Source organism: Roseixanthobacter pseudopolyaromaticivorans (genome assembly GCF_043195145.2).
GTDB lineage: Bacteria > Pseudomonadota > Alphaproteobacteria > Rhizobiales > Xanthobacteraceae > NCEH01.
Window position 1 is genome coordinate 858369 of record NZ_CM195539.1, and the last position, 16842, is coordinate 875210.

The 16842-nt window shown below is 61.6% G+C and carries 12 protein-coding genes and 4 pseudogenes; 10 read left to right on the forward strand and 6 right to left on the reverse strand.

Going from position 1 to position 16842, the window contains the following annotated elements:
- Nucleotides 1–45: 45 nt before the first annotated feature.
- Entirely contained in the window at nt 46–1464 is a 1419-nt protein-coding gene (gene mauJ / locus V5F68_RS04005) for a methylamine utilization protein MauJ (RefSeq protein WP_394016113.1), read from the forward strand.
- Nucleotides 1465–2178: 714 nt separating this feature from the next.
- Here the strand turns inward: mauJ and V5F68_RS04010 are convergent.
- Both V5F68_RS04010 and V5F68_RS04015 read right to left on the reverse strand, forming a co-directional pair.
- Nucleotides 2179–4194 (reverse strand): pyridoxamine 5'-phosphate oxidase family protein, encoded by a 2016-nt coding sequence (locus V5F68_RS04010; RefSeq protein ID WP_394016114.1) that lies wholly within the window; start codon nt 4192–4194, stop codon nt 2179–2181.
- Between the two features lie 29 nt (nt 4195–4223).
- Nucleotides 4224–5390, reverse strand: a complete 1167-nt coding sequence (locus V5F68_RS04015) for a branched-chain amino acid ABC transporter substrate-binding protein (RefSeq protein ID WP_394016115.1) — start codon at nt 5388–5390, stop codon at nt 4224–4226.
- Between the two features lie 353 nt (nt 5391–5743).
- On the opposite strand from V5F68_RS04015, the gene V5F68_RS04020 reads away from it, so the two are divergent.
- From V5F68_RS04020 to V5F68_RS04045, 6 genes are all read left to right on the forward strand, one after another.
- Nucleotides 5744–6811, forward strand: coding sequence for a carbon-nitrogen hydrolase family protein (locus V5F68_RS04020; RefSeq protein WP_394016116.1), 1068 nt, complete (start codon nt 5744–5746; stop codon nt 6809–6811).
- A 358-nt stretch (nt 6812–7169) separates the two neighbouring features.
- The gene (locus tag V5F68_RS04025) at nt 7170–8090 is read left to right on the forward strand and encodes a branched-chain amino acid ABC transporter permease (protein ID WP_394016117.1); all 921 of its coding nucleotides are present in this window, start codon (nt 7170–7172) and stop codon (nt 8088–8090) included.
- A 7-nt stretch (nt 8091–8097) separates the two neighbouring features.
- Nucleotides 8098–9291, forward strand: a complete 1194-nt coding sequence (locus tag V5F68_RS04030; protein WP_394016118.1) for a branched-chain amino acid ABC transporter permease — start codon at nt 8098–8100, stop codon at nt 9289–9291.
- Nucleotides 9288–10064 carry an ABC transporter ATP-binding protein gene (locus tag V5F68_RS04035; RefSeq protein WP_394016119.1) on the forward strand — a complete coding sequence of 259 codons (777 nt, stop codon included), beginning with the start codon at nt 9288–9290 and terminating at the stop codon, nt 10062–10064. The genes V5F68_RS04030 and V5F68_RS04035 overlap by 4 nt, the downstream gene beginning before the upstream one ends.
- A complete protein-coding gene (locus V5F68_RS04040; RefSeq protein ID WP_394016120.1) occupies nt 10061–10795 on the forward strand; it encodes an ABC transporter ATP-binding protein in 735 nt (244 codons plus the stop codon). The genes V5F68_RS04035 and V5F68_RS04040 overlap by 4 nt, the downstream gene beginning before the upstream one ends.
- A 33-nt stretch (nt 10796–10828) precedes the next feature.
- The gene (locus tag V5F68_RS04045; RefSeq protein ID WP_394016121.1) at nt 10829–11884 is read left to right on the forward strand and encodes a phenylacetaldoxime dehydratase family protein; all 1056 of its coding nucleotides are present in this window, start codon (nt 10829–10831) and stop codon (nt 11882–11884) included.
- A gap of 4 nt (nt 11885–11888) precedes the next feature.
- On the opposite strand, the gene V5F68_RS04050 is transcribed toward V5F68_RS04045, so the two are convergent.
- On the reverse strand, nt 11889–12782 hold the full coding sequence (locus V5F68_RS04050) for a LysR family transcriptional regulator (RefSeq protein WP_394016122.1): 894 nt from the start codon (nt 12780–12782) through the stop codon (nt 11889–11891).
- Between the two features lie 274 nt (nt 12783–13056).
- Between V5F68_RS04050 and V5F68_RS04055 the strand changes: the two are divergent.
- Nucleotides 13057–13200, forward strand: a pseudogene (locus V5F68_RS04055) (IS5/IS1182 family transposase); the annotation flags it as partial.
- 63 nt (nt 13201–13263) lie between these two features.
- Here V5F68_RS04055 and V5F68_RS04060 read toward each other — a convergent pair.
- A pseudogene (locus V5F68_RS04060) lies at nt 13264–13389 on the reverse strand (helix-turn-helix domain-containing protein); the annotation flags it as partial.
- A 107-nt stretch (nt 13390–13496) separates the two neighbouring features.
- On the opposite strand from V5F68_RS04060, the gene V5F68_RS04065 reads away from it, so the two are divergent.
- Both V5F68_RS04065 and V5F68_RS04070 read left to right on the forward strand, forming a co-directional pair.
- The gene (locus tag V5F68_RS04065; RefSeq protein WP_394016123.1) at nt 13497–14108 is read left to right on the forward strand and encodes a glutathione S-transferase family protein; all 612 of its coding nucleotides are present in this window, start codon (nt 13497–13499) and stop codon (nt 14106–14108) included.
- A gap of 87 nt (nt 14109–14195) precedes the next feature.
- Nucleotides 14196–15044 (forward strand): pyridoxamine 5'-phosphate oxidase family protein, encoded by an 849-nt coding sequence (locus V5F68_RS04070; protein WP_394016124.1) that lies wholly within the window; start codon nt 14196–14198, stop codon nt 15042–15044.
- A 279-nt stretch (nt 15045–15323) separates the two neighbouring features.
- Here the strand turns inward: V5F68_RS04070 and istB are convergent.
- Nucleotides 15324–16085: pseudogene (gene istB / locus V5F68_RS04075) on the reverse strand (IS21-like element helper ATPase IstB).
- Nucleotides 16063–16823, reverse strand: a pseudogene (locus tag V5F68_RS04080) (Mu transposase domain-containing protein); the annotation flags it as partial. The pseudogenes istB and V5F68_RS04080, both read right to left, overlap by 23 nt.
- Nucleotides 16824–16842: the final 19 nt, after the last annotated feature.

The following is a 16842-nucleotide window of genomic DNA, read 5'->3' on the forward strand; positions in this document are numbered from 1 at the left end:
ATCGTCGAACCGATTCTCAGAGTAATCCCTAACGCATCGAAGAGAATGTACGCACGCCAGCTTTGCAGCATCCTCCATCGGACATTGGCTTCGCCGAGTCCCTACCAGGAAACGGAGCAACGCTTCGAGAGCCTGAGGGGATACGGTCTTTTGCCTGCCGGTCGCGAGAATGCTGGTCTGCGACTCACGGACGAGCAAATCGCCAGCGCGGTGCTCGGCTTCGTTCCAACGCTCGTGAGCTGGGCCGGCCATGTATCGCTCATAGTGGGCGCCTTGCGCCCAGTCGGCGGACCCGCGGTATCCGTCGCTCGCTCGGCGAATTTGCTTGAAGCAGTTGCGGCTATCTTAATCAGCGACGATGCGTGCAAATCGTTGGTAAACCTCTCGATCGCTATCGTTCGGAAGCGTAGCGACGACCGGTACTGCGCCAGATGCGTCTTCGAAGAAGATGGCGAGCGGAAGGTCGCCTCCTATGTGTCGTACATGGCCGTGTCACTGCTGCAAGACGGTGCCGATATAGGCTACGATCACGAGAGGCTGAATGGCTCATCCGCTCGGCAATTGATGCTGACCCCGGAGTTCTTCAGAGAACTGCGGAGAGAGATTGTTCTATCACGCCATCTTGATCTTCCGCTGCAGACTGATTGGCACGAATACGAGAGCGAAGAGGAGCGAGCCAAGTTTAATCGCAAACTGGGCGCGCGTGCTGGATCGTGCTTTTTGAACCTGGCCGTGGATACCAACGTGACCTGGCCGAAGGAACCGACCCGTGCGGAATTCGGAGGGCATCGCTTCGTGATGTTCCCCCCGACAAAGGACAACTCGCACTCGATCAGCATCGATCTGACGAAAGAGCGCATCTCCGCGAAAGAGGCACGCACGCTGCTCAATCGCTTTCTGAGCCTGATGAGTTGGTGCGATGATCGGCACGCGGTTTTGAAGGATGGTTGGTCGGGTAATCCCGTGCCTGTCCCGATCCAAAGGTCCAACGGAGCGTTCCACACCGCTTCACCGTGGCTCTTCGCTCGATCCCTCCCCACCGACACCGAATTGCTCCAGCGACTGGCTTATTACCGGGAAGGTTTGAACGCACGTCACGCGGGGTTGGTGACCTTCGCTGTCCTAAGCTTCTACAAGGTGTTCGAGAAAAGGCAGCGGTCGAGAAACGGAGCTCCGAACCCCACCAAGCTCTGGATCGCGGCTGCCTTCGACGCCGCGGTGATGCCGCTTGCGATGGAAACGATCCAGCGCTTCGACGCCGACAGAGGCGGCGTGGCGGTCGAACAATACTTGGTCGAGAACTGTCGCGTGGCGACCGCGCATGCCTCCGCGGCCGCTCCTTCTGATGCCGATGCGTCCCCCGAAATCCGTCGCTTGCACTCCGCCGCTGACATCGTCCATGCGCTGGCACGGCACCACATCACCACGGATTATGGGCTTTCGCAGTCGCATTTCTCTGACTGAGCACGGACGGCTCTACCGTGTCCGGCGTTTGCACGCAGAGGCTCGCGAATGCATCGATTCGGCTGGCGGATCTTCGCGTAAGACGTTCACCAAGTTCGATTGCCAGGAGATGCTCCAAGCCACACCAATGAACGAATGTCCGCTTTCAGGCAAAGTTTGAATGTCCGAAAGTGGCGCTTTGCTGACAGACGGCTCCGGGGCCGCATGCGGAATGGCGGCTTTTGACGCCTTCCACGCCCGTATCCTTGAAATCGCAACCAATGAATGCTTCGCGAACTGATCTAGCGTATTTTCCAGATAAACCTGGGTCACTCTCGTGGCGTCTACACACCTGTTATTCCCATTCCGTCACATGAAATATATTACCCAAAATAGCCAATGATGTCTGCCGAGTTTTTACTCGTAACCCTCCAAATTATCTGCCTTTCTTGCTTGTCCTCCCGCGACTGAAAGCTATTTCCATATTTCCCATTCTCCGCAGTTAGCTGAGCGAGCCGCGCGAAAAGGCCGCCGCCCACATTGCATTGCGCCTTTGGCGGCTCCAGATGCCGGCATCATGGTTGCTTGGAGTGTCAGCCCGGCGCAGTTGGCGGGTTTTGACTGCTGTCTTGATATGCGCATCGGCGCAGGAGCCGGTCGCGTGAAGCAATTTCGTCTATTAAAGAATGGGAATCTGAGCTGCCGCAACTATGTTCGAGTGAGCTCGAGATGAACTTACGCGATCGCGTCAACCACAACATCGGAGATCGGCTGAGCGCAGCAAATCAGGACGTGCCCGGCGCTTGGGAGGTAGGCGAGTTCAAGCGGATAGCGGACTTCCCCGGAGATGAGTTTGTGCTCGCATATTCCGCACTCGCCGTTGCGGCACGAATTGGCCGGGGACAAACCACCGCGTTCGGCCAACTCCAGAATGCTGAAGTCCTCCTCGGTCCAAGTCGCTTCCAGCGCTTCGCCGATAAATTTCACCTTCGAACCAGCGTGGCCCAAATTTACCCGCGCCGCGGTACCGGCCGAACCGAACGATTCATGAAAGATGCGCGCGTCGGGAATGCCGCCCTCGACGAGTCCGTCTCTGATGTCCCTCATGAAATCCGAGGTGCCGCACAGATATATGTCCGATGATTGGGGAATCATCGACAAGATTGCTTCCGCATCGATCCGCCCCACGCTGTCGTGGTCGCGGCCCATTACATCCAGTGGCAACGGCGCGCTGTATCGGAAATGGCTGCGGACGTTCGCAAATCCGGCCGCGATGCGCCGGACTTCGGAACCGAACGCGTGCTCGCGGCTGTTGCGGGCGCCGTGGATGAACCAGACATCCCTTCCTGCCTGCGATGCGATGATAGCCTCCAGCATAGCCATCATTGGCGTGATGCCCACGCCTATGCTCACCATTGCTACGGGGCGCTCGTGCGCTTGGTCGAGGACGAACTTCCCCCCTGGGGGGGCAATCAGCAGCTCGGCGCCCTCGGTAATTGTGGTGTGGAGGACGTGTGATCCCGACGTCATATCGTGTCCCGCCCGACGTACGCAGATGCGGTATTCATCGGGGCGATTCCGGAAGTTCGACAGGCTGTAGCTTCTGACAATTTCCCGGCCGATTTCCCGGTTCCGAATTTTCACCTGGATATGCTGACCCGGCTCGAACGGGTCGAGCGCGCCGTCTACGGGCCTCAGGTGGAACGATTTCATCGTGTCGGATTCGTCCACGATGGCCCTGACTACAACGCGCCGGAATCCGCCAACCCGCTCGTAGGGGCCCGTGTCCGGTGCCGTCTCAAACCCTATCGCGCCGCTGACGCGAAATCGCCGTAGATCGCTGGCCGGATCAACGTCGCCCCACGCCATCGGGACGGCATCGCTGTTTAGGGTGACCTGCCTCACTTTGATATCGAGAAACCTCTGGGCGCCGGGCAGCGTCAAGGCCCTGTGGACGTCCCAATCTACACTGGCAGAGCCCGCGATTTGGACGCTCTCACCAGATGAGAAATCTATAAACAGCAGTCCGCAACTGGGATACGCGGTAAGGTTTCCCAATGTGTTGAACATATAGTTTCCAGTGTAGTCCGGAATTGAGATCTGCCCTCCTTCCGCGTCAACCGCGACGAACCCTGGATTGCCACCCCGATGGGACACGTCGGCGCCGAGCCGGTGATCGCCGCCAGAGAACCCGGACCCATGCGTGGCGATGAAGAACGTATCTGTCGCAGCGACGATCTCACGGGCGCGGCCGCAAAGCTTCTCGAATGTCTTGGACCGTACAACCTTTTCCGCCAACCCCTGAACATACTGCCCCGCGCGGCCGTTAATATATTGCGGGCAGTTTCGGTAGCATTGCTCGATCGCCACATGCAGGAGACCCTCTTGCACAATCGCTCGGCCGTTTATTCGATATCGTCGACGTCGTTCGAGGTCGATACCAAGTAGCCCGATGTCCGGGATACGGGACAGGTTGCCTACCAGTCGCTCAGAGCCGTTCGGCATCAGGGCGATGGTCAGTGTGCGCTGGTCGAATGCAATAAAACCCGGCTCCCCGCAGAGCAGCGATGCCCAGGGCCAGCCTTCCGCGTCGATCGTAGAGCAGACGAGAAAAGACAGAGACGGCAGCAGCGCCGCCGCCTCCTGTGTCACCTCGTTGACCACCCTCTTGCCGAGCATGTTGGCGAGATCGGTTTTCCCCGTCAGGGCATGAAGCCGCTTCTCGGCGTCGTGATATGGCGAATTGGTCATGCCTGAAATCATCGGCGTAACCGCCGCCGCTACTGCTTCAGCTTCCGTAGCCCCGTGGCGTATTCGCTGCGGGGCCAGTAGGTCCACTTGCCGTCCTGGACGACGTAGATGTGGGCGGACACGATGTTCTGGCGATGATCATCGAAATTGATTTCGCCGATCAGAGACTTGAAGCCTTTGGTCCCGTTCAGCTGCGCCGTCACCTTCTTCCGGTCGGGTCCGACTTTCTCGATGGCGTCCATCACGAGATTTGTCGCCGCATAGGCGAAGGGACCGTAAGCGTCGGGATCTTCCCGGAACCCCGCGGCCTTGTACGCTTCAAGAAAGGCCGCGCCACCGGCGTAGGAATCGATGGGCGCGCCGTTGTGGGTGGCAACGGTGCCCTCCGCCGCATCCTTGGCGCCCTCCAGATAGCCGGAAGTCATGATGCCCGAGACCCCCGCGAACTGGACATTCAAACCGACACGCTCCATCTGGGTGCGCAGCCGGACGCCGAGCGGCGTCAGCCCGCACAGAAAGACGAGATCGGGTTTCAGCTCCTTGATCTTGGTGAGTTCCGCAGTCAGATCCTGCTGGTCGGGACTGACGGGAAACTGCGCAAGGATCTTGGCGTCCGTCTTGGCGATTTCCTCGTTGAAATACTTGCTGAAGCTGTTGCCATAGTCCGTGGTGTCCTGCACCACAGCGATCCGCTTATATCCGCTCTTGGCTAAAAATTCAGCAGCGACTTTCACTTCGCTGATCATGGTTCCGCTGACACGATGGATCTGCGGATAATCGTTTCCGTAAGTTATGGCCGGCAGAATGGCGCCCCAAAACACGACCGGCAGGCCGAATTTATTATAAATATCGACGGTCGCAATGCCCACAGCCGAGCAATAGTGCGGGAGTGCGGCAATGATGGATTTATCGGCGGCGACTTTGGTGGCCACCTGGATGCCGACGTTCGGCTTGCACTCATCGTCGAGCGCGGTCATTTCATATTCAAAGCGCGCGTTCGGATCGGCGTTTTTCTGCTGCACCGCCAGCATCGCCGAGTTTCTCGGGCCGAGTCCTGCCGCCGAGTTTCCTCCCGTGAGCGGGCCGATGAATGCAATCTTCACCGTCTCCTTCGCCTGCGCCGTGGAGATGACGACAGCAACGGCGGAAAACAACACGCAACCGACAGCGCAAAGCGCCCGGGCCAATCTCGACATTTTGAAACCTCTGGAATTGAGTATTTTTATGTCTGCCAGCTAATTTCCGTTTGCCGCGCTGCGCAATTCGGATTTTTGCAAGGGCCCGTGCATCGATCCCAACGCTGCCATTTGGCACATCCGCTCCAGCTTGGACGCAGTATTGCCAGCCTGCGCCGGGCCATCCGCCACGGATGGCCGATCACCGCACACAGCGCATGTAACTGCGGGCCGCGCGCCGGCACGCCTTCGATGCGGCGGACAGGGGATGTCCGCAAGTGCTTGTGCGTATTTCCAATCTTCCATCGCGATGCGTCGTCGGCAACACTTCCAACAGCGCCATCCTGCGCGGCATACAACGTCACACGGGCCCGATGACCATCAGCTATCCCCGCTTCAAGGCTGCCGCCTGCCACGCCTCGTCCGTGTTCCTGGACGCCCAGAAGACCGCCGAGAAGGCCTGCGACCTCATCGCCGAAGCCGCGGCGGCGGGCGCAGCACTGGTGGTTTTTCCGGAATCCTTCCTTCCCGGCTTTCCGGTCTGGGCCGCGCTGCAGGCGCCGATTTACAATCACGGCTTCTTCCGTGCGCTGGTCGCCGAGGCGCAAAAGCCGTCGGACGGTGTCATCCGCACCATCCGCATGGCGGCGCGGCGCCACGGGGTGCACGTTTCGCTAGGCTTCACGGAAGGAACGGATGCAAGTGTCGGCTGCATCTGGAATTCCAACATCCTGATCGGGCCGGACGGCGCCATTCTCAACCATCACCGCAAGCTCGTGCCGACCTTCTATGAGAAGCTGGTGTGGGCGAATGGCGATGCCCGCGGGCTGCGCGTCACGCCCAGCGAGATCGGCCGCATCGGCATGCTGATCTGCGGCGAAAACACCAATCCGCTCGCCCGCTACGCCTTGATGGCGCAAGGCGAGCAGGTACACATCTCCACCTATCCGCCGATTTGGCCTACCCGCCCGCCGCACGAGGATGGCGCCTATGACCTCAAGCGCGCCATCGAGATCCGCGCCGGCGCGCACGCGTTCGAGGCCAAGGTGTTCAATATCGTTGCCTCGGGTTTCGTGGACGCGGCCATGCGCGAGGCCATGGGTTCAATCAGCCGGGCCAGTCTTGAGGTGATCGACCAATCCCCGAGAGGAATCTCCATGGTGCTTGATCCGAGCTCGCAGGTCGTCGGCGACGTGCTCTGTGAGCACGAGGGCATCCTTTATGCCGAGATCGACACGGCGCGCTGCGTGGAGCCGAAGCAGTTCCATGATGTGGTCGGCTATTACAATCGCTTTGATATCTTTCAACTTCACGTGGACCGCGCGGCCCGCGAGCCCGCTTATTTCTCCGAGACGGCCGCCGTGCAGCAGGCCTCCGTTTTTTCCGCGCCGCCCCTCGGCGGCATTGAAGACATCTTCGCGGAGACGGACGGCGCTGTGTGAGCGCTCTGTTTACTTGGCGCACGCACGCCACATCAAAGTAAAATTAGATATAAATAAAATACAAATAAAATAATCCAGAGGATTTTTGAAATGACCATCGGACGCGATGTCCGTGGGGCCAGTTGTCTGGTCCACACGGACCTTTATCTTCCATCGGCCGGGGTTCATGCGCCCAAAAGCGCATCCGGCCCTGGTCGCAGGCACACGAACAGCGCACCGCGCGGAAAGGCGGCCCGGCAGATCGACCGGCATTTGAGAGTGTGACGCGAGGCTTTCGGTCGAACCGACCCGGCCTGCGCCATATCCGGCTTCCATCTTGCACGGAGGCCGGCACCTTGCTCATTTGCGGAGACCGTCCATGGATCCCGGACTTCTCGCCCAGTACCTGTTCAACGGACTGATGCTCGGCACCATTTATGCCATTGTCGCCGTTGGCTTCTCCCTGTTTTTCGGCGTGCTCGACGTCATCAAGTTCTCGCACGGCGACGTCGTCACCGTCGGTGCGTTCTCCGCCTTCGGCGCGGCGGCGCTCACGGCCGCCCTCGTCACCCTGCCGGGGCCACTCGCCCTCGCGGTCGGCCTCCTGGCCGCGCTCGGCGGAGGTGCCCTCTCCGGAGTGATCATCGGCCGACTGCTGGTCTTGCCGCTCAAGACCGCGCCCGCCCTCAACGTTCTGCTGGCCACGCTGATGGCCGGAACGGTGCTGCGCGAGGCGATCCGCCTCATCGTGCCGAACGGCGGCAATCCCAAGCCATTTCCGGCGCTGCTTCCGGAGGGTGTGATCGCTGCGGGCGCGTTCAGCGTTGGCGTCGACAGCGTCATCATCCTCATGGGCGGTCTTGCCGTGGTGGTGGCAACCCACCTCGTGATCACGCGCACGCGGCTCGGCCTCGCCATCCGCGCGGTGGCGCAGGACGATGAGGTGGCCCAGCTCGCCGGGGTCAATTTTCGCAGGACCGTACTCGGCACTTTCGCGCTCGGATCGATGCTGGCGGGTCTCGCAGGGCTGATGCTCGGGCTCTACTATCGGGAAATCAACTTCAACATGGGCATTCTTCTCGGCATCATCGGTTTCGCGTGCGCGGTGGTCGGCGGGCTCGGCAGCCTCATCGGGCCGATCCTCGGCGGCTTCCTGTTCGCCGGCATCCAGACGCTGGTCACGGTCATCCTGCCCTTCACGAGTGCCTACAAGGATGTGGTGGCGTTCGCGGTCATTATCGTCCTGATCGGCCTCTTCCCCACCGGCCTCATTGCCGAAAAATCCAGCGAACGGGTTTGAGATGAGCATGGCCGAACACGCCCCCACCCTTTCCGCCGGCACCGCTCACGCCCCAGGCGTACAGCGCCTGCTCGTTGCGATTGTCGTTGCGCTGCTGTTCACCGGCGGCGGGCTGCTGCTTCACGCCGAAGCGCAGGGCCAGGTGATCGCACTGCTCGCTGCGTTCATCGCGGTGTTCGTCCTCGGCGAGAAGCTGCCTCAAGGGCGCCGTGTGGCCAGCTTGTGCCGGGCCTATCCCGGCACGGTGAACCTGACCGCGATGCTCTCGGTTCTGGCCATCGTGATGGTGCTGCGCGAGGAGCATTATACGCTGCTCATGATGGCGACCGTCGCCTTATACGCCACCGCGGCGGCGGGGCTGACGCTGCAGATGGCGTTCGCCGGGGTGCCCAATTTCGCCGGCGCCGCGTTCTTTGCGGTGGGCGCCTACGTGGCCGCCGTGCTGGGCGCAACCGGCCTCCCCCATCTGCTTGTTCTTGTCGTCGCCGGGCTCGCGGCGGCGGCCCTGGGGCTGGTGCTGCTGCTGCCGGTTCTGCGCACGCGCGGACATTACGCCGCCCTCGTCACCATCGCCTTCGGCCTGCTGCTGCGCTCTTTCCTCGAGGTGAACGATGTGCTCGGAGGGCCGCAAGGCATGAAAGTGCGCTCGTTCTCCCTTTTCGGCGTCTCCTTTGGCCAGGTCAGCGCGATCGGTCCGTGGGACGTCTCGTTTTACTTGCCTTATGCTTTGGCCGGCTGCGTCCTGTTTGCGGTCGCCTTCTTCCTCGTCCGCAGACTGGAGACATCATTCGTCGGGCTCGCGCTCGACGCGGTGCGCTCGGACGAGGTCGCGGCCAGCGTGTTCGGGCTTTCGATCGCCCGTTGGAAAGCCACCGCCTTCCTCCTCGGCAATGCCATGATCGGTGTGGCGGGCGCGCTCTATGGCATGATGAACGGCTTCGTGAACCCGAACAGCGCCAATTTCGGCGACAGCCTCATCATGCTGTCGATCCTTGTGCTGGGCGGTTTCGGCAATCTCTGGGGCGCGGTGGTGGCCGCTGTGGTCATTCTCGTCATCCCTGAGAAATTGCAGGCCATCCAAGAATTCCGTCTCGTCATCTTCGCCCTTCTCGTCATTGCCATTCTGCGGTTTCGACCGTCCGGGCTCATGCCGCGGGCGACGCGAGACTTTTCGGCCCTCCTGAAAGGAGGTGTGCGATGAGCGCGCTGCTCGCCTGCACCGGGCTCACCATGCGGTTTGGTGGCCTCACCGCCCTGGATGGGCTCGATCTCGCCGTCGGCAAGGGTGAGACCTTGGGTCTCGTGGGTCCCAACGGCTCCGGCAAGACCACCTTCTTCAACGTCCTTACCGGGCTCTACAAGCCGACCGCCGGGGTGGTGCGCTTCGGCGACGTGGATCTCTTTGCACGCTCGCCGCGGGACATCGGGCGGGCCGGGGTCGCGCGGACGTTCCAGCGTTCGCGCCTGATGCTCGATCAGACTGTGTTCGACAACATCGCCCTTGGCGCGCTCGGAAGCCTCGACCTTGGGCTCATGTCCACCCTCGTGTTCAGGGCCCGCTTTCGCCGCGAGCTTTCGGCGCTGGTCGAAAAGGCCACGGTGCTGACGCGGCGTTTCAACCCGCAGATCGCCGCCAATCTGTTCCAGCCGGCGGGCAGTTTCACGATGATCGACCGCCGGCGGGTCGAGATTTGCCGCGCCCTCATCGGCGCACCCCGCCTCATCCTGCTGGATGAGCCATCCGCCGGCATGACCCACGAGGAGACGCGCCAGCTCATGGACGATCTCCTCGCGTTTCGCGAGGAGATGCCGGACCTTTCCGTCGTCCTGGTGGAGCACGAGATGGATGTCATCCGCCGCATCTCGGACCGCTGCATCGTGCTGAACTTCGGCAAGAAGATCTTCGAAGGTTCGTTCGACGCACTCATCGCCGACCCCGATGTGCAGACGGCCTATCTCGGAGGCAGCCAATGAGCGATGCCCAAAAGGCCAGCCGTCGCCTGTCGGTGATCGGCGTCACGACCGGCTATGACCGCGCCGACGTGCTGCACAATGTGTCGATCGAGGCCAAGCCGGGACGCATCACCTGCATCCTCGGCGCCAATGGCGCCGGCAAATCCACCCTTATTCGGAGCATTCTTGGCCTGACGCCGGTGCGCAGCGGCGAGGTGGCGTTTGGCGGCGAGAGCATCACGAACCTGCCGACACATCGCATCGCCGCGCTCGGCATCGCCACCGTGCCGGAGGGCAATCGAGTCCTGCCGCGTATGACCGTGCTGGAGAATCTGAAGGTCGGCGGCTTGCTGGAACGCGACCACCGGCGCCTGGCGGCTCGCATGGACGCCATGTTCGATACCTTCCCCCGCCTCAAGGAACGGCGAAGCCAGCTCGCCGGCACGCTTTCGGGCGGCGAGCGGTCCATGCTCTCCATCGCCCGCGGACTCATGACCGATCCGGAATTGATCGTGTTTGACGAACCCTCCCTCGGTCTCTCCCCGCTGTTCGTCTCGGAAGTGTTCCGCATCGTGCGGAGGCTGAAGGAGGAGGGATACACCATTCTCCTGGTCGAGCAGAACGTGCGCCAAACCCTCGACGTGGCGGACGATGGCTACGTCCTCGCTCAGGGACGCGTGGTCGCTTCGGGGACAAGCGCCGCGCTGGCGCAGGATCAGGAACTCCACAAGGCCTATTTCGGCATCCATTGAGCCGCTGCAGAACACGAGGATTTTTGACCCGCCATGGTAATGCCCCTCTATGATCGCATCCACCCGCTGCGCCGGCCGAAGGGGTTCGAGCCGGTGGTACAGCGCTGGTCCACGGCCTTCCTCAACAGCTGCCCGGCCATCGCCGTCGCCTTCCACGGCATACAGGGAGAGAGCCCGGAAGAGGTCTATGCCTCCTCCTTCTTCCCCTGGATCGCCGACGCGCTCGCTTTGCCCGATGGACCGACGGTGAGCGACCATGCCTGGTTCATCGACGCGGCGGGCCTCTACACCCACATCGTCGCCGCTTATTGGGTGGATGTGGAGCGGCGCGAGCGCTTCCTTGCCGATCCGGCCGTGCGCGGATGGTGGGAGGATGAGGCCCGTCTCGTTGAGCGCACGGGCTATTTCCGCGAAAGCCTCACCGTGCCGGTGGAACGGCAGGAGAGCATCTATTGGCAGGATTATGCCGGTGGGCTCTCCGCTTCGCAGGACGTCGCGCTCTATCCCACGCCCTGGTGCGGCTATTACGGTGCCATGCGCGACCGCATTCCGCTTGCAGCCGTCGATCCGCTTGAAAGCCCGATCGCACACACCGGCCTTCCTGCGATCACGCGGGAGACCCGCGGCGCACGTTGGCGGCTGAAGGCGCCGCATAATCTTGCGGTGATCCGCTCCGCAGCCTTCTGGGGGCGCTGCGACGCCGATCAGGTCGATGATTATATGCGCGACCTGCGCGCGCCCTTGCTGCGAGGGATGGACTTCCTGAAGGAGAATGGAGAGACGACCGGCTGCGCGTCCCTGCGTTTCCAGCAAACGTGCGACGCGCACGGTACGCCGATGCTCGAAACCCACGCCCTCGGCTATTTCCTTTCGCTCGGGCATCTGGAGCGCTGGGCGGAGACGCATCCCACCCACGAGGCCATATTCAAGGCGGCCATCGCCCGGTACCGGAAATACGGCAAGGCGAACCAGCTCCGCACCTGGCATGAAGTGTTCGTACTGCCCGAGAGCAACGCTCAGCTTTTCGAATATATCAATTGCGCGCCCGGCACGGGACTGCTCGGTGTGCTTCCCGGGGAGCAGGTGTGAGCCGTCAAAACTCGGTCAGGTAAGCCGCGTCGCGCTGAACGACTTCGGAAATATGGTGAAGCACGGCGCGGAACCGGCCCATGAATTCGAGATCCTCGTGGACGCTGACATAGATGTCGCGCATCACCACGACTTCGTCCGGCAGGATCGGGATCAGGCGCGCATTGCTCTTTGCCGAGAACAGCGGCAACAGCCCGATGCCCGCCCCGCGCGCAATGGCGTTCTGCTGGGCGTGCATGGAGGTGGAGCGAAACGAGACCTTTGGCGGATCGAGCACGTCAAGCAGCCAATGCACCGGCTGGATCGCGACCAAGTCCTCCACATAATCCACGAACAGATGGGACGGAAGCTGGTCGCGGGCGGTCGGCATGCCGAAACGGCGCATATAATCCGGCGCGGCATAAAGCGCGAGGCGGAAACAGCCGACCTTGCGCACCGCCAGGCGTTGGCCCTGTGGGGGGACGAAGGAGATGGAGATATCCGCCTCACGCTTCGTGAGATTTATGAGATGGCGCTCCGTGACCAGTTCCACCACGAGGCCCGGCTCTTTCTGCGTCAATTCGGCGAACCGCTCCGCGAGATAGAAGGCTCCGATCCCCTCCATCGAGGCGACCCGCACGCTTCCCTTAGGCGCGCTGGGACTGGCCTGGATGGTCTCTTCGATCGACGAGGCCTCCTGCTCCATGCGCTCAGCCATCGCAAAGAGACGGTGCCCATGCTCGGTGAGAACAAAACCGTCGGGCTTGCGGTCGAAAAGCTTCAGTTCGAGATCTTTTTCCAATTCGCTGATGCGGCGCGAGACAGTCGTGTGATCCACCTTCAATCGGCGAGCGACCGGAAGCAGTCTTCCGAGCCGCGCAAGCTCTAAGAAGAAAATCAGATCGTTCCAGTTAAACATCAAATCTGTCCTCAGATCGGTCGCTCAATAAACATACCTCGAACCATAGTTGCCACGATACCACTAACTAATATGTCGTTCCTCTCGCGCGATCATAGCGCCGCGTAAGAGCGCAACAGCACATTGGAGAGGGACCGGCGCCCGAGATGACGCCACCGGCCCGGTTGATCGGTGTGCGCTCTAACATCCTCTTTCGGGACGCCGACGAGGACTCCTGAGATGGATGCGCCGCGTGCGGGCATGGAGTCTCGGAAAGTCGCGATCAAACCGGTTCCCGCCCACAACCTTCTACAACCGCTTCGTGCGCTGGCGATCCGCCGGGGTCTGGGACCGGCTGCTGGAGGCGGTCTCGGCCGCCTATGATGGTGACATCGTGATGATCGACAGCTCCTGCGTTCGCGTGCACCTGCACGGTGCCGCCGCCAGCCTCCGTGGGGCTCACTGCCTTCGTCGTTCGCATGAGCAGGCGCGTCCCCAAATGCGCCTCCAGCTGCGAGATGGCTCGTGTCACCGCCGGCGGGCTGATGTTCAACGAACGGGCCGCCTTGGCGAAACTGCTCATCTCGGCGACTCTGCTGAACACTCGCATAGCCTGCGAGCGGTCCATGCCCGTCTCCAGCGTTATTCCGAAAAGTGGAACAGTATGTTCCGCTGATTGCGGCTTCTCATCAAGAGCGTCGGCGCTACGTTTGGGCGCACTCGTTGGAGGATGCAATGAAGCTTTACCATCGTCCGCTTTCCGGCCATTCGCATAGAGTAAGGTTATTCCTGTCGCTGATCGGCCAGACGGCAGATTTTGTTGTGGTCGGGCCGGGCGAGAACCGCCAGGCTGAATTCCTAAAACTCAATCCGTTTGGTCAGGTCCCCGTCCTCGATGATCAAGGACTGGTCGTCTCCGATTCAATTTCCATCCTTATCTATCTCGCGAAGAAGTTCGGTCGCCACGATTGGCTTCCCGAGGCGGCATCGGAAGCAGCGGCCGTGCAACGGTGGCTTTCCGTTGCGGCGAACGAAATCGCGAATGGTCCCTGCGCCGCGCGTTTGATCACGCTGTTTGGCGCAACATTGGATGCCGAAGGCGCGATCAGCCGAGCGCATCGTGTTCTGGCTCTGGTGGATCTGGCGCTTGCGGGCCGGGAATGGATCGCCTTGGATCATCCGACCCTCGCCGATGTTGCTCTGTACAGCTACATCGCGCATGCCCCGGAGGGCAATGTCGACCTTGAGGAGTATGCGAACATTGGGCTTTGGCTGCTCCGGATGGAAGCGCTGCCGGGGTTCCTGGCCATGCCTCGCTCCTCCGTCGGGCTTAATGCTGTAGCGTGAATCCACATGCCATCAGATCATGAAGCCGTGGCTGGGGAGAAGCCACCAGCCAGCATGCCCTCTCCTTGGCACGATGGGGAAATCGCCATGCAGGAGAGCGCAGGCGCCGCGTCGAAAATGGAAGGTCGCGGGTGCCTCATTCGCGACCACCTCCTTGAACAGCACCGCGATTTCTTCCCCCTGCTCAATTTCATTGTCTTCGGCACGGTCGATGCGGAGGAAAATGCGTGGGCGACGATCCGTGAAGGACAACCGGGATTCCTCTCTGCGCCCGATGACCGAACCTTGCGCGTGAAAATTGGCCCAGATCCAGCGGATCCCGCCGAGGCCGGATTGCTCGAAAACCGAGGGCTTGGGGTGCTGGGGATCGAAATCAGTACCCGAAGGCGAAACCGCCTAAATGGCAGGCTGAAAAACAGGAAAAGCGACAGCTTCGACGTCACCGTTGAGCAAAGCTTCGGAAACTGCGCCAAATACATTACGATTCGAAATCTCGTTTCAGATGATATGCCCGAGTGTCGGACATTCGAAGGTCCAGCCGTACCCGCCGGACCACAGCATTTCGATCTCGTGAGAAACGCGGATACGTTCTTCGTCGCCACTTTTGTGAATGGCCCGCAAGGCCTTCAGGTCGACGTTTCACATCGGGGCGGGGAGCGAGGTTTCGTGGTTGCTCACGATGATGGGACGTTGAGAATACCGGATTATCCCGGGAATCTGTTCTTCAACACGCTGGGAAATATCGTCGTAAATGGTCGAGCGGGTTTAACATTTCCTGATTTCGCCCACGGCGCTCTGCTTCAACTCAGCGGTGATGCCAGGCTTGACCCAGCGGAGGGCGGATCTCACACAGAGGCGAGCAGGTTCTGGACTTTTACACCCCGAAAGGGCTTGTACAGACCGAACTCTCTTAAGCAACGATGGATGGTGCGGTAGAATGGGCCGTCTCTGGTCCATTTATACTCGCGCCTGCCGTCTGCCCCGTCGCATTTGCCCTTTTCTCGGCCGTTGTTGTCCGCAAGTCCAACCCGTTCGTCACGCCACAATTCGCCGGGCAGGCGCCAAGCTGCGGGCTTTCATCCAATGCGATCTGTCAATCGGCGTGGAAACCTGCCCCCTATCGGCGCCGAAAGTTGACCCCCGTCTGGAGCATTGACCCCACTGCCGCGGAGCGTTGGTTTGGCGCAGCGGCAGTGGGGTCAATGGTGGCGGAGGTCAGGCGCGGTTCTTGAAACGCCAGCTCTCGTTTCCGGTCTTGACGATATCGCAGTGGTGGGTGAGGCGATCGAGGAGCGCGGTGGTCATCTTGGGGTCGTTGAAGACGCTCGGCCGCTCGCCGAAGGCGAGGTTCGTGGTGACGATGACCGAGGTTTGCTCGTAGAGCCGGCTGACGAGGTGGAACAGGAGCTGGCCGCCGGACTGGTCGAAGGGCAGGTAGCCGAGCTCGTCGAGGACGATGAAGTCCTTGCGGGAGAGATAATCGGCCATGCGACCCTGGCGGTCGGATCGGGCCTCGGCCCCCAGCTTATTGACGAGGTCGACGACGTTAAAGAAGCCGCCTCTGGCTCCGCCTCGGATGGCGGACCGCGCGATGGCGATGGCCAAATGGGTCTTGCCGGATCGGTGCCGCCGATCAGCACCACGTTGCGCTGGTGGGCGAGGAAGTTGCCGCCTGCGAGGTCGCGCACCAGGGTCTCGTTGATGTGGGTGTCGTCGAACACGAAGTCGTCGATGTCCTTGGCCAGGGGCAGCTTGGAAGGGCCCCATGCGATCAGGATCGCATGGGAACCCTCGATGGTGATCTGGTACTTGATGGAGCGGCCTGCTTCTCGGAGATCTCCGCCGACAAAAGGTCGCCGACTTGCATTGCGGCTCGTGCTGGCGCTTGACGGCGGTGGCGATGATCTCGTCGTAGGCGGCCTTCATGCCATAGAGCTTGAGCTCGCCCATGGTCTCAAGGATCTGGGAACGCTCCATCATGGAGATCTCCTCAACAGGTCGTATCGCGAGCGGTCGGCGTTCGGGGTGTGGCGGAGGCGCAAGGCGTCGGGCGTGACGATGGTGAGGGGGCCGCGGGCTCGCGGCGCCCGGCGAGGATGTTGAGGATCACGTCGCAGAGCAGGTGCGCTTGCGCAGCCTGCGTAGACTTGGCTGCGAGTGGACGCCCTGGCCGAGAGCTTCGGCGCACGCTGCATCGACCGCGGGCAACCCGTCGCTCAGCACGCTGGTGAGGATGTCGACCATCTGTCGGTCGCCGTCGGTTGGCACCGGCGAGCTTGCGCCGGACGCGATCGAGGCGCGTGGGCAGAACCCAGTCCTTGAACGGAGCGCCGTTCCTGAGGGCGCCGGGCTTGCGCGCCGGGACCGGCACATAGTGCCAAGGGTCGAAGATGGTCAGGTCCCGGCCGAAGCAGCGCGGGTGGGAGCCGACCGGCCGCCCATCCTAGCGCAGCTCGATCCGCTCCGCATAGGCCCGGACCTCGACCGGCCCACGGCGCTGGCGCAGAGCGAATACCGGTTGTTATCGAAGCGGATCAGGCAGGTCTTCGATACGGAGGCCGGGACGGCGTGGAAGCCGTCGAACCGCCCGGCATAGGGCACCAGGGCAGGACGCTCGGCCTCGAACGCATGCCAGATGGTCTCCTCCCGCCGCTCGGGGTGCGGGTGGCCCTTGGCGTAGGCGATGCACTGATCCAGCAGCCAGGCGTTCAACTCGCGCGCAGTCAAGGGCTGG

Excerpts from the sequence above, each read along its gene's own strand:
- V5F68_RS04020 (WP_394016116.1), top strand. The coding sequence starts at position 5,744 with ATGACCATCAGCTATCCCCGCTTCAAGGCTGCCGCCTGCCACGCCTCG.
- V5F68_RS04040 (WP_394016120.1), top strand. The coding sequence starts at position 10,061 with ATGAGCGATGCCCAAAAGGCCAGCCGTCGCCTGTCGGTGATCGGCGTC.
- V5F68_RS04050 (WP_394016122.1), bottom strand. The coding sequence starts at position 12,782 with ATGTTTAACTGGAACGATCTGATTTTCTTCTTAGAGCTTGCGCGGCTC.
- V5F68_RS04035 (WP_394016119.1), top strand. The coding sequence starts at position 9,288 with ATGAGCGCGCTGCTCGCCTGCACCGGGCTCACCATGCGGTTTGGTGGC.
- V5F68_RS04015 (WP_394016115.1), bottom strand. The coding sequence starts at position 5,390 with ATGTCGAGATTGGCCCGGGCGCTTTGCGCTGTCGGTTGCGTGTTGTTT.
- V5F68_RS04065 (WP_394016123.1), top strand. The coding sequence starts at position 13,497 with ATGAAGCTTTACCATCGTCCGCTTTCCGGCCATTCGCATAGAGTAAGG.
- V5F68_RS04010 (WP_394016114.1), bottom strand. The coding sequence starts at position 4,194 with ATGACCAATTCGCCATATCACGACGCCGAGAAGCGGCTTCATGCCCTG.
- V5F68_RS04070 (WP_394016124.1), top strand. The coding sequence starts at position 14,196 with ATGCAGGAGAGCGCAGGCGCCGCGTCGAAAATGGAAGGTCGCGGGTGC.
- mauJ (WP_394016113.1), top strand. The coding sequence starts at position 46 with ATGTACGCACGCCAGCTTTGCAGCATCCTCCATCGGACATTGGCTTCG.
- V5F68_RS04025 (WP_394016117.1), top strand. The coding sequence starts at position 7,170 with ATGGATCCCGGACTTCTCGCCCAGTACCTGTTCAACGGACTGATGCTC.
- V5F68_RS04030 (WP_394016118.1), top strand. The coding sequence starts at position 8,098 with ATGGCCGAACACGCCCCCACCCTTTCCGCCGGCACCGCTCACGCCCCA.
- V5F68_RS04045 (WP_394016121.1), top strand. The coding sequence starts at position 10,829 with ATGGTAATGCCCCTCTATGATCGCATCCACCCGCTGCGCCGGCCGAAG.